The 13,094-nt window shown below is 54.1% G+C and carries 10 protein-coding genes and 1 pseudogene; 7 read left to right on the forward strand and 4 right to left on the reverse strand.

From position 1 onward, the window contains the following. Positions 1-216: 216 nt before the first annotated feature. From PHE17_RS20780 to PHE17_RS20795, 4 genes are all read right to left on the reverse strand, one after another. A complete protein-coding gene (locus PHE17_RS20780) occupies positions 217-1,200 on the reverse strand; it encodes a hypothetical protein (RefSeq protein WP_301017843.1) in 984 nt (327 codons plus the stop codon). 393 nt (positions 1,201-1,593) lie between these two features. Beyond that, a complete protein-coding gene (locus PHE17_RS20785; protein ID WP_301017844.1) occupies positions 1,594-2,721 on the reverse strand; it encodes an FAD-dependent oxidoreductase in 1,128 nt (375 codons plus the stop codon). Between the two features lie 72 nt (positions 2,722-2,793). Then, the gene (gene cysS, locus PHE17_RS20790; protein ID WP_301017845.1) at positions 2,794-4,179 is read right to left on the reverse strand and encodes a cysteine--tRNA ligase; all 1,386 of its coding nucleotides are present in this window, start codon (positions 4,177-4,179) and stop codon (positions 2,794-2,796) included. A gap of 14 nt (positions 4,180-4,193) precedes the next feature. Continuing rightward, positions 4,194-4,613, reverse strand: coding sequence for an OsmC family protein (locus PHE17_RS20795; protein ID WP_301017846.1), 420 nt, complete (start codon positions 4,611-4,613; stop codon positions 4,194-4,196). Between the two features lie 138 nt (positions 4,614-4,751). Between PHE17_RS20795 and PHE17_RS20800 the strand changes: the two genes are divergently transcribed. The 7 genes and pseudogenes from PHE17_RS20800 to PHE17_RS20830 form a co-directional block, all read left to right on the forward strand. After that, positions 4,752-5,429, forward strand: coding sequence for a hypothetical protein (locus PHE17_RS20800; protein WP_301017847.1), 678 nt, complete (start codon positions 4,752-4,754; stop codon positions 5,427-5,429). A gap of 22 nt (positions 5,430-5,451) precedes the next feature. Beyond that, positions 5,452-5,784: a hypothetical protein gene (locus tag PHE17_RS20805; protein WP_301017848.1), complete on the forward strand. Its 333-nt coding sequence runs from the start codon at positions 5,452-5,454 to the stop codon at positions 5,782-5,784. Between the two features lie 87 nt (positions 5,785-5,871). Continuing rightward, entirely contained in the window at positions 5,872-7,080 is a 1,209-nt protein-coding gene (locus tag PHE17_RS20810; RefSeq protein WP_301017849.1) for an efflux RND transporter periplasmic adaptor subunit, read from the forward strand. 10 nt (positions 7,081-7,090) lie between these two features. Beyond that, positions 7,091-10,198 carry an efflux RND transporter permease subunit gene (locus PHE17_RS20815; protein WP_301017850.1) on the forward strand — a complete coding sequence of 1,036 codons (3,108 nt, stop codon included), beginning with the start codon at positions 7,091-7,093 and terminating at the stop codon, positions 10,196-10,198. Positions 10,199-10,218: 20 nt separating this feature from the next. Then, the gene (locus tag PHE17_RS20820) at positions 10,219-11,022 is read left to right on the forward strand and encodes a DUF4424 family protein (protein ID WP_301017851.1); all 804 of its coding nucleotides are present in this window, start codon (positions 10,219-10,221) and stop codon (positions 11,020-11,022) included. 80 nt (positions 11,023-11,102) lie between these two features. Further along, positions 11,103-12,491, forward strand: a complete 1,389-nt coding sequence (locus tag PHE17_RS20825; protein WP_301017852.1) for a toll/interleukin-1 receptor domain-containing protein — start codon at positions 11,103-11,105, stop codon at positions 12,489-12,491. Between the two features lie 248 nt (positions 12,492-12,739). Then, positions 12,740-13,094: pseudogene (locus PHE17_RS20830) on the forward strand (hypothetical protein); the annotation flags it as partial.

Genomic DNA, 13,094 nt, shown 5'->3' on the forward strand with positions numbered 1-13,094 from the left:
CGCCAACAGTTTTACGCCTTGATGGATCGGTTTGTAGCGTGCCATGCCTGCTTACCCGTTCGGATGCTTGCGATGCCTAATTATCCCACAACATAGGGGTTTGGAGGGTTTTTCTACAGCCTCAACGTCTCGTGTGACGGGCGCGGCGGGGAGTCGAATGGTCGGAGTCTCGCGGGCTGTCACCGCGTCCGTCGTCGACACACTCGTTATGCTCTTCTAAGCTGGTGTAGCTGGAAAGTCTTCGCCGGAAATAAATAATTTAACATTATCTCCTTCAACAAAAATGAAGTCAGCTTCATTACTTATTCCTATATCTAAATAATCATGCCAACCTTTAATAGTGCCATGAGGCGTGTTAAATGTTAGTGATTCTGAAATAGAATATCCATATCTATCAAGTCCTGAGTCATACAAACCGTCTTGACTTTGTGGATAGTTTCTGAATTTGACAATATTATATTGCGGCAGAAGCAAGCTAACAAAAGCCTTTTCTGCATCAGCTACTATTTTTTTGTTATCGTAAGTTGGATTAATATCATGATCTGTAAAATTATGATTACCATTGAAAGTTGAAAAAATAAGAGGATTTATCTTAAATAAAAATAAAAATATCTCATCTGTAACCCTTGAGCTTAGATAACGTGGAGTTTCGTTAGAGAGTATATCCATTCTGGCTGTATGACCTTTTTTTATTAAACGATCATAGCTATCTCCTACTTTTGCAATGCCCACATAAAGAAGATCAAACTTCAATAGCTCTTGATAATTATCTAATCCTTCAATGCCGTTCATATATTTTGAGCGATACCAGAATATGTTATCAGAGGTAAATCTTTCTATGACCAGTCCTTTTTCATTTTCTTTATCAAGATTGGAAAATTCTATAAACTTTTTTTGGCATCTTATTTTATAAGAACTCATTGGTAAATGAGCTATAAATGGTAAATGCCTTATATTAATTTTCCCAGAGCTAACAATATTCCCTTTCATTTCAATATCAAATTCGATGCAGTAAGTATTTTCATTGAGATTGATATTGACAAAAAAGCACTCTGGTTTTCCTCCTATCATATAGAAATCGCTTTGTCGTAAGTGTCGTTCTATAGATGGTTCGTTTCTAAACCACACGGCTTCTTGGCTAGAAAATGGCGGAAATACCAATTCCAAAATAGAAATTTTTGTTTTGCTTGATGTTTTCATGTTTTAAATTGCATAACAGTTTGTTATACGGCGTTCAGGAATATCAGGCTATACAGCCTGTGACTAATCAGTGAGCACGCGCAGCCTATCCAGTTCGTAGAGAGTTCCGCATAGTCTGGGATGTTCACTTTTTTCATTTCCTTTATTTTGTCACGCTACCGCCCTAGCGCGTACAAACACCATAAGGTGGTCATTGCCGTGTCAATCGGATGCCTTGACCGTAATTCCGTCAGATTGTAACGCACCGCGAATATTTATACACCCTGAATGGGCGGGAAAATTAGGGATAAACCAGAAGAAAAGCAAGCGTCTAAAGCGGAAGGGGATTGTAAGCAGGTGTGCGCAGATGCGGCTAATCATGCGCTGATGTCTTGATTAGCCGCACGTCGAAGCTTAGCGGTATTTCTGCAAATACCACCACTCAAACCCGCGTTTGAGCCAATGGAACACGCGGCAGGACGGTAACACCAGCGAATGCTTTTCAGTGCGTGCTACCAGTGTGCCTTTATTCACCGAATCGACGATGCAGATCAGTTCCACTTTAAAGGTGGCATCGGTCGCGCCGCCATTCAATTCGCCTAGCAGGTTTTGCGCAGCGGCTTCGGCTTGCAGGTCTGCCATGTGCGCTTGTTTTGGCATCCAATCCGGGCCGGGGAAGCTGCCGGAATCGCCCGCGACATACACCTTATCCCAACCTTCGACTTTGCAATGCTGGTCGGCTTTGAGCAAACCGCCCGCCGAACGCGGCAAGGTCGTATTGTCGAACCACAAGTTGCCAGTCATACCGGGCATGAACAGGATCAAGTCAGCGTTGAATTCGCCGCCTTCGGTCGTGACTTTTTCAGCGCTGAAACTTTTCATCTTGTGCCCAAGGTGCGTTTCGATGCTGCGCTTGCCCATTTCCGATAACAGCCCGGTCATGGCTTTGGGGCCAAGGCGGTTGCCCGGTTGTGGGGCAGGGCTGAAAAACACCAGATGGAAGTTGTCGCGCCGCCCTTGTTGGCGCAGCAGCGTATCAATGCCGAACAGGAACTCGAACATCGGCCCGCCACGCATCGCGCTCGGTTCATTGGGGTTGCCCGCAAAACCCACGGCGATGGTTCCGCCCTGCATTTCCTTCAGGCGGTCACGGATTTTTTCCGCTGCCGCAATGCCTTCGCACGGGGTAATCGCGTGTTCGATGCCCGGCAATTTCTTGATGAAACGCCCGCCGGAGGCAATGATTAGCCCGTCGTTGGCAATTTCACCGTTATCCGTTTCGACAATGCGCCCGCCATCCCGCAAGCCCGTGACATTGCCTTGGTGGAAGCTGACGTTCATGCGCTGGAAGAAATTCGCCAGTGGCACGATCAGGTCGTCGCGGGTACGCAAGCCGTTGGGAATCCAAATAATCCCCGGCAGGTAATGCAACTCAGCACGCGGCGCAACCACGGTGATTTCCACCTGTTTGTCTTGCTTGCGCAGTTGGCGCACCGCACTCAAGGCCGCAAACCCCGCCCCAATAATCGTAATTTTTTGCATATCTATTTCATCCTAAATCTTCACTCCCCTCGCCCGCTACGCGGGAGAGGGGCTGGGGGTGAGGGCGTGTTCTTACGCCCGTCTCCACGTCGTGCCGCCCGCTCCGTCTTCCAAGATCACGCCTTGCGCCTTCAACTCATCACGGATGCGGTCAGATTCCGCCCATTGCTTGGCTTTCCGCGCATCCAGCCGTTGTTGGATCAGGTCGGCAATCGCGTCATCGCTCAAGCCATCAGCGCCTGCATTGCCTTTGAACCAGCTTTCCGCGCTTTCCTGCAACAGCCCGAGGGAATTGCCGAGCTTTTGCATCAATGCGCCCAACGGTGCTGCCGCTGCGTCGCTTTGGGTCTTGCGCACGCGGTTGATGTCGGTGGAAAGCTCAAACAGCACCGCAATCGCTTCCGGGGTGTTGAAGTCGTCATCCATCGCCGCATCGAAGCGGTTTTCGTAATAGGTATACCCTGCCGGGCCTGCTTCCGGTAAGCCCCGGATGGCGGTATACAAGCGCGTCAGGGAAGCCCGTGCCGCATCTAATTGGTCGGTGGAATAGTTCAACTGGCTGCGGTAGTGGCTGTTGAGCATGAAGAAACGCACTTCCGCCGCTTTGTAATGTTCCAGCACTTCGCGGATGGTGAAGAAATTGCCCAGTGACTTGGACATCTTTTCATCGTTGATGCGGATGAAACCGTTATGCATCCAGTAATTGACGTGCTTGTGCCCGGTACAGCCTTCGCTTTGCGCAATTTCATTTTCATGGTGGGGGAATTGCAAATCGCTGCCGCCACCGTGGATGTCGAAATGTTCGCCGAGCAGTTTTTGCGACATGGCGGAACATTCAATGTGCCAACCGGGGCGGCCTGCTCCCCACGGGGCATCCCATGCTGGGTCGCCGGGTTTGCTGGCTTTCCACAGCACGAAATCAAGCGGGTCGTCTTTCACTTCGTCGACCGCGATGCGTTCCCCAGCCCGTAATTCGTCGAGCTTGCGCCCGGAAAGTTTACCGTAGCCGTCGAATTTGGACACGTCGTAATACACGTCGCCGTTTTTGCCCAGATACGCGAGACCCTTGTCCATCAGGGCTTGGATCATTGCCAACATTTCCGGGATATTGGCGGTGGCGCGGGGTTCATCATCGGGGCGTTGCACGCTCAGCGCGTCTTCGTCGGCGTGCATGGCGTCGATGAAACGGTTGGTCAGCGCGTCGATGGGTTCACCATTTTCCGCCGCCCGCTTGATGATCTTGTCGTCAATGTCGGTAATGTTGCGCACGTAATGCACCAGATACCCGCTGGCTTTGAGGTAGCGGTACACGGTATCGAATACCACCATGACCCGTGCGTGCCCCAGATGGCAGTAGTCGTACACCGTCATACCGCACACGTACATGCGTACCTGCCGGGGTTTAATCGTGACAAAGGTTTCTTTTTGCCGGGTCAGGCTATTGTAAATTTGCAACATGACGATCCTTCCGGTTAGCCAACAAGTTTGCTTAAGATAGTAGTACCGTTACTCAAAGTTTTGTGTACCGGGCAACGGTCGGCGATGTCCAACAGGCGTTCGCGCTGGTCATCGGTGAGGTTGCCGATGATCTGGATGTCGCGCTCAAACACGCTCTGCTTATTGGCATCGCGGCTATGGCGGAGTGTCACCACCACGTTTTCCACTGCCCATTTCTTGCGTTCGGCATACATGCGGATGGTCATGGCGGTGCAAGAGCCGAGTGCCGCTTTCAGGTACTGGTAGGGTGCTGCGCCAAGGTCATCGCCGCCTAAGGGTACGGGTTCATCCGCCACCATTTGGTGTTTGCCTGCGTTAATGTCACAGGTGTATGTGCCTTCGGTGTCGCGCAGGTTCACGATGACGGTGTGGGGGTCTTTCGGTTGTGCGTCCATAAATCCTTTATCTGGCAGATTGTAAGTGTGGGCAGAATGGTAGCGGAAAGGTTGGCGTGCTACCAGCTTTGCGCCCTTTTGCGTGTACAGCTAACGGGGAATCCTGTTATAAATAGCCATCTGCGAGAGGGATAAAATATGAAGATAGTGCATTTGCGTGGGATGTGGCTGAGCTTGGCTGCGACCGTGTTGGTATCAGGTTGCGCCACCGTGCAAGGGCCGCAAGCCGATAGCCAGAATTACCAAAAAGCCATACAGGATGCGGCAGTCATCGAGAAAAGCGAGATTGTTCCGCTGCCTACGATTGCTTCCGGCAAAGTCCGGGTAGTGACGTGGAGCAAATACCCGGAAAGTTACCCACTGGGCAAGCCAACAGCGCTGAAGTGGGGCGAAGTTTGGGTCACGCGCGATAACGACGTGAAAAGCCGTTGCCGTAACTTCCTCAAAAACACCGTGGTTAGTGACACCCAAAAGCTGCTGGGTTTGCCTGCCAATAATGCCGAAAAGCGCAGTTTCATTACGCTGGAAGTGGATTCGTCCGCGCTGTTCCGCCCCTGTGCGAACCCCGGCTTGCAGGATGAAACCTGTTCCCCGGATTTCCCTAAAGACGTGCCGCAAAGCCATGCAGCGTGGTATGCCCACCAAAGTAGCATGTCGTACCAAAGCGCTTCCGGTTTCCCGTGGACACGTTTGGGTTATACCTATAACTGGAAAGCTGGGGCAAACGAAGTGGGTGTGGCTGAGTTCGTCATCAAGAAGGGCGCGGAAGTGCTGCCACTGAATGCTACGGAAACAGCGGCTTATTGTGCGCCGTAACGCTTGCGCCTAGAATGCATCCATGCGTAACCGTTTAGTCACATTGCTGATCCTATTGATGGTCACCTTCCCGGTGTGGTCGGCGAGCACGGTTTGTTGTCACGTCCAAAAAACGCAGCAGCACCATTGCTGCCATCATGCGATGTCCCACGCCGACACTGCCCAAGGTGCGGCACATTGCCAGCACCCGGCAGCGGGCACTTGCCATTGCGACCAGTTCCAACACAGCCAGTTTGTCTTGAGCTTGCCAGAAATGCCGCTGGTACAGTCTGTTGCCCATTTTATGCCTGAAATGTCTGTTCCCACCGCGCTGGCAGATCGCCACGAAAGCATCATCCGCCCACCGATTGTTTGACCTGTAGCGGGCTTGTGCGCCCGGAATTTCCCGCGTTCCCCCCATTTGCCACGGGGGAGGTGAAGATTTAAGAATTACAGGTGAACCATGAAAACCTTTTTGTCACTGCTATTGCTGCTGGGCGTGATGTTGTCCGGCCTGTCTGCGGCCTATGCCGCCGACGAACCTATTTACATGTGCCCCATGCACCCGCAAGTTGTCAGGCATGAGCCGGGTAAATGCCCGATTTGCGGGATGGATTTGGTGAAGCAAGAGCCGCACGTCCATACCGAAACCGCAATGCCTTCCGCACCGCCTGTAGAAACCGCCCCGGCAGTCAGCGTTAGCCCGGTTACGGTGCAGAACATGGGCATCCGCACCGCGAAAGTTACCGAACAGCCGATGTCCCGCAGCGTCAACAGCGTGGGTTACATCAGTTACAACGAAAATGCCTTACAACACGTGCATTCCCGCGCCAAAGGTTGGGTGGAAGTGCTGAATGTGCGTTCCGTGGGTGATCGGGTGAAAAAGGGCGAGGTGCTGCTGGAGTATTATTCCCCCGACATTTTGGATGCGCAAAATGAAATGCTGATTGCCAAACGTACTGCACACCTGATGTCGGAAGCGGGGCAAAAATCGCTGTTCGCTTCCGCCGAAACTAAGTTGCGTTTGCTGGATGTGCCGGAAGCGACCATTGCCAAGCTGCGCGATAGCGATGCCGCGTTGCGCCGTATCCCGATTCTTGCGCCACAAGATGGGGTTGTGACCAGCATCGGTTTCCGCGAAGGCATGTACATTTCGCCCGAAACCGAGCTTTACACCATCACCAATTTGGATTCGGTGTGGGTGCTGGTGGATGTTTTCGACCAGCAGATGGATGCGGTCAAGGTGGGCAACAGCGCTGAAATACGCACCGACGCCATGCCGGACAAGGTGTGGCGGGGCAAGGTGAATTACATTTACCCCGACCTCGTGGGGCAAACCCGCACCCTCAAGGCACGGCTTACCTTTGACATGGCAGACGCCAGCCTCAAGCCGAATATGTACGTGGATGTGCGCATCTCCGGGGCAACCCACGTGGCCTTGGCAATTCCGCAGGAGGCAGTGATCCCCACCGAAGACGGGGCGCGGGTGGTAAAAGTCAGCGGCAGTGGCGAATATACCCCGGTGATGGTTAAAACCGGGCTTAAATCTGGTGATTACGTGGAAGTGCTGGATGGCTTGAAAGCAGGCGACGAAATCGTGGTTTCCGGGCAATTCATGCTTGATTCCGAAAGCAACCTGCAAGCCAGTTTCCGCCGTATGGGTGCGCAATAGGAGGTTCGCCATGTTAACCGCGATTATCCGCGCTTCGATCCGCAACCGTTTTCTGGTGCTGGTGGGCGCTTTGTTGCTGTGCGCGTGGGGAGTGATTGCTGCCTTGCGCACCCCGCTGGATGCGATTCCCGACCTTTCCGATGTGCAAGTGATCATCAAGACCGAATACGCGGGACAAGCGCCGCAAGTGGTGGAAGATCAGGTCACGTACCCGCTTTCCACGCTGATGCTCTCCGTGCCGAAATCCACCGTGGTGCGCGGCTATTCGATGTTCGGCGATTCCTACGTGTACGTGCTGTTTGAGGATGGCACTGACCCTTACTGGGCGCGGTCGCGGGTGTTGGAATACTTGAGCCAAGCGACCAGCCAATTGCCCGCCGGGGTCAAACCGCGTTTGGGGCCGGATGCCACCGGGGTCGGTTGGGTGTACGAATACGCGCTGGTGGACAAAACCGGCAAGCACGACATCGCGCAATTACGCAGCTTGCAGGACTGGTTCCTCAAGTTTGAATTACAGACCGTGCCCGGTGTATCGGAAGTCGCCACGGTCGGCGGCATGGTCAAGCAATACCAAGTGGTGGCTGACCCGCAACGTTTACGCGCTTACAACCTGACCTTGGATGAAGTGCGCACCTCAATCCAAAATGGCAACCAAGAAATGGGTGGCTCGGTGCTGGAATTGGGCGAGGCCGAATACATGGTGCGTTCCAAAGGCTATCTGGGCAAGGTGTCGGACATCGAAACCATTCCGGTCAAATTCAATACCGAAACGGGTTCGCCGGTGCTGCTGCGTGACGTGGCAACGGTACGGATTGGCCCGCAAATGCGCCGGGGTGTGGCAGAACTCGACGGCAAGGGCGAAGTGGTCGGCGGCATCATCGTGATGCGTTACGGCGAAAATGCCCGCGAAGTCATTACCCACGTCAAACAGCGCTTGGAGGAGCTGAAAAAAGGCTTGCCGGAAGGGGTGGAAATTATCCCCACCTATGACCGTTCCGGCCTGATCGAACGGGCGGTCAACAACGTGGGCGAAAAGCTGCTGGAAGAATTCGCGGTGGTGGCGCTGGTGTGCCTGATTTTCCTATTCCATCTGCGTTCTGCGTTTGTGGCGATTGTCAGTTTGCCGCTGGGGGTGTTGGTGGCATTCAGCGTCATGCAACAACAGGGTATCAATGCCAATATCATGTCGCTGGGCGGAATTGCGATTGCCATCGGCGCGATGGTGGATGCCGCGATTGTGATGATCGAGAATGCACACAAACATTTGGAGCGGGACGCAGAGGGGAAAGATCACTGGGAAATCATTGCCGAAGCCGCCAGTGAAGTCGGCCCCGCGCTGTTCTTTTCCTTGCTGATCATTACCTTGAGCTTTATTCCGGTCTTCACCTTAGAAGCGCAGGAAGGGCGGTTGTTCGCGCCACTCGCGTTTACCAAAACCTATGCGATGGCAGCCGCTGCGGGACTTTCGGTGACGCTGATTCCGGTGCTGATGGGCTATTTCATTCGCGGTAAATTGCCCAAGGAAACCAGCAACCCCTTATCGCGGGTATTGATTTGGTTGTACCGCCCCTTGCTGCGTGCCACGTTGAGCAAGCCGTGGCTGACCTTGCTGGTGGCGCTGCTGCTGACGGTTTCGGCGTATTACCCGTTCAGTCACACGGGGTCGGAATTCATGCCCGCCTTGGAAGAAGGTGATTTGCTGTACATGCCCACCACTTTGCCGGGGATTTCCATCGGCAAAGCACAGGAATTGCTGACGCAAACCGACCGTCTGATCAAGACCATCCCGGAGGTCAAGCGCGTGTTTGGCAAAGCCGGACGTGCCGAAACCGCGACTGACCCCGCCCCTTTGGAAATGCTGGAAACCACCATCTTGCTCAAGCCCAAATCCGAATGGCGGGCAGGCATGACGCTGGAAAAGCTGATTGCGGAATTGGATAAGACCGTGAAATTCCCCGGCCTCACCAATGCGTGGGTGCAACCGATCAAAACCCGCATCGACATGCTGGCAACAGGCATTAAAACCCCGGTAGGGATCAAGGTTGCAGGTGCAGATTTGCAGCAAATCAACCAAATCGGCGAGCAACTGGAACGGGTGCTGCGGCAAGTGGATGGCACGGCGTCGGTGCTTTCCGAGCGCGTATCCGGGGGGCGTTACATCGACATTACCCCCGACCGGGAAGCGGCGGCGCGTTACGGCCTCAACATCAGCGACATCCAGAGCCTGATCGGTTCGGCAGTCGGTGGGGATAACGTGACGCAGACCGTGGAAGGCTTGGAACGTTACCCGGTCAACCTGCGTTACCCGCGCTATGTGCGTGACGACATCGACAAGCTGCGTGAACTGCCGCTGGTGACACCTTCCGGCGCACAAATTCCGCTGGGCAAAGTTGCTACCCTCAAAGTGGCGGAAGGCCCGCCGATGGTGAAAAGCGAAAATGCCCGCTTGAATGGCTGGACGTTGGTGGATATTCACGGGGTGGATTTGGGTACTTACCTCAAAGCCGCGCAGGCGAAAGTCGCGGCAGAGGTCAAATTGCCGCCGGGTTACAGCATTACGTGGGCGGGGCAGTACGAATACATGCTGCGGGTGCAAGACAAGCTGTTGCTGGTTGTACCTGCCACGTTGCTGATTATTTTCGTGCTGCTGTACCTGACGTTCCGCAGTGCGGTGGAAGCTTTGGTGGTGATGTGTTCGCTGCCGTTTGCGCTGGCGGGTGGGATTTGGTACGTATGGTGGCTGGATTTCAACTTTTCGGTGGCAGTGGCGGTGGGTTTCATTGCCTTGGCGGGGGTCGCGGCGGAATTCGGCGTGATTATGCTGGTCTATCTGGATAATGCGTGGAAGCGCAGGCAGCAGGTCGGGGAATTGACGCTTGCGGGGCTGAATGCTGCTATCTTTGAAGGAGCGGTCATGCGGGTACGCCCCAAAGCCATGACGGTGGCAGTGATTGTCGCCGGGTTGGTTCCGATCATGTTGGGTGGCGGTACGGGCGCAGATGTGATGCAGCGTATTGCCGCGCCGATGGTGGGCGGCATGGTGACAGCGCCATTGCTGTCATTGCTGGTGGTTCCGGCGGTCTATTTACTGTGGAAACGGCGGCAGTTTGCCAAATAATGAATAGAGGGAGTGAGTTGATGAAAAAGCCAATGTTGCAAGCGCTCAGCTTGCTAGTTTGTTTGGGTGGGGCGGTGACGGCCTCTGCCAATGATTCCACCGCAACCTTGGGGGCGGGCGGGATTGTGTTCGATAAAACCGATGCGATTTCGATGGATAAGGAAGACCTGTTCATCAGCGAAAGCAAAATTCGCGTGGCTTACCAGTTCCGCAATACCAGCAATAAGGACATCCGCACGCGGGTGGCGTTTCCCGTGCCGGAATTCCCCGAAAACTCGGAGAGTGATGTGAGCGTGGATGAGCATTCCAATAACCCGATGAATTTTTCGGTGAAAGTTGATGGCAAGCCAGTTTCCTTTGATACCGAAATCAAAAAGAAAAACGGCAAGGTAAAAGTCACACACCACTGGATGCAAACCTTCCCGGCGGGCAAAACGCTGGCGGTGAAACACGAATACCATCCCGGCACAGGCGGGGAAGCGCAATTGTGGTTCGAGGGCGCGGAACGTGCCAGCAAAATCAAGACGTATTGCATCGACCCTGATTTCGTGAAGTGGATCGACAAAACCAATAACCCGGAAAAGGGGTCGATTTTGTCACCGCGCTACGTCGATTACATCCTGACTACCGGGGCGAATTGGAAAGGGCCTATCGGTCAATTCCGCCTGACGCTGCAAAAGGAAAAGGCAGAAGACAAACTCAGTCTCTGCGCGACCGGCACGAAAAAGGTTGATGCGCGGACGTTTGTGCTGGAAAAAACCAATTTCACCCCGAAAGCGGATTTGCATGTGATGTTTATGCATCAGTATCAGTTGGAGCAGTGAGGGAATAAACCCTTTTGGCAGGTTCTATTGGCTGGTTTTTCTCCCTATAATCCCTGAGGAAACCAGCCGAGGCTTGCCCCATGTCCCAACGCGATTACGACATTTTCATCAGTTACCGCACTGCCCATCGCCAGTGGGTGGAAGCGTTGGCGTTTAACCTTGAAGCGCAAGGCTACAAGGTGTTTTTGGATGCATGGGCGATTTCCGGCGGTCAGCACTTTACCCGGGTGATTTTCGATGCCCTGAGCAAGGCCAAATACGCGCTGTTGCTGGCTACCCCGGATGCGGCGGAATCAGGTTGGGTGCAAGACGAATACGAATACATGCATAACCTCAGTAACACCCGCGATGATTTTTTGTGGATTCCGCTGGTGCTAGGCGAATTTCCCGCCTTTCCGTTTTTAAGCAATGTGCAAGCGATTGACTTCGGTAACAGCCAGCCTGAGCTATACCGCGTGGCTTTCCAAAAACTGTTGTTGGCACTCAAACGTGAACCACCGGGGGCAAGGCCGTATTTTGCGGGTACATTGCAACTGCCAGAAGTGGTGCAATCCGCAGCGCGGGCGTTGGTGGGGCAGGAGTGTTCGTTTCTGGATGGGGTGTTCAGCTATTTGGATGCCAGTTCGCCGCTGATGATCCTTGCCCAAGCGGATACCAGTACCCAGCATTATATTTACGCGGTGCGGCAGTCGGCGGAGCGGCGTTATGGCGCGGAAAAGGTGCTGCATGTGTTCCCGCCTGCCAGTACCCGTGCAGATAGCAGCGCGTATTTCGGGCAATTGGCGGAACAGTGCGGCTTCGCCGCCGGGATCAGTGAAAGTTGGGAATGGGCAAATGCCTTGCGTAAACGCTTGATGCAGGGGCAGGAAACTTTGCTGCTGGTGACGGGGTTTGAAAACGGTACGGAGTTGGCGCGGGCAGAACTGGCGGGCGAATTACGCAGCTTGCTGGAAGAGCACCCGTTTGAACTCAAGCTAGTGATGATCGGCGGCGAACGGCTAGCGGCGATGAAATACCAGCACGGCACAATGTCATTCCTCAACAAGTTGGAGGAAATGCGCTTGCCACCCGCCAACCAGCGTGATGTGCGCGAGATTTACTTACAACGTTACCCCGGCTTGCAGTTGGATGATGCGCAAGTGCAAGCGATGTTGGATTTTACCGGACAACATCCGCGCTTGCTGGAAGCGTGTTTGCAGGCAACGCGCCAAGGGCAAAGTGACTGGCAGACGTGCGTGCGGCATGGGGCGTTGCCGAGCCAGTTGTTTACCCGCTTTCGCAGTGATGCCGATGCCGTACCGTTGTGTGGTTTGCTCAAACAAGATAAGTTGGGGAAGTATGATGCGTGGCCTCAGGATGAATTGGTGCGGCGGCTGTACTGGCAGAATTTGATTACGGATTGCCGAGGGCAGTTTGTGTGGCGTTGTGATTTTATCCGTGAGACGGGCAAGGAGATATTGGGATGTTAATGAAGAAAATCCCCCCCTGCCTCCCTTTTGCAAAGGGGGGAGTAAGACCCTCACCCCAGCCCCTCTCCCGCCAAGCGGACGAGGGGCTAAGAGGCAACTCCGGCTCCCCCTCTACCGCTCAGCGGGAGAGGGGGCGGGGGGGTGAGGGTCTTCTGCTCATTCTCCTACTCCTATTCTTCACTCAACCGCTGTTTGCAGGTTTAGCTCGAATACAGGAAGCCCCCAAACCCATCCTTGACGCACCCTCGTTGCGCATCCCCGCTGCCCCCGCCTACCAAACCACCATCAAGGAACTCGGCTACAAAGATGCCGACGACCTGCTCAAACAGACCCTGCAAGCGCAAAGCAGCGTGAATTCAGTGGCGTTTGACGGGGGGGGGCAACTGGCCTCCGGCTCGGATGACGGCACGGTCAAGCTGTGGGATGTGAAAAGCGGCGAACTCAAACAGACCCTGCAAGCGCAAAGCCGCGTCTGGTCAGTGGCGTTTGACGGGGGGGGGCAACTGGCCTCCGGCTCGGATGACGGCACGGTCAAGCTGTGGGATGTGAAAAGCGGCGAACTCAAACAGACCCTGCAAGCGCAAAGCCGCGTCTGGTCAGTGG

The organism is Thiothrix sp., from assembly GCF_028714775.1.
GTDB lineage: Bacteria > Pseudomonadota > Gammaproteobacteria > Thiotrichales > Thiotrichaceae > Thiothrix.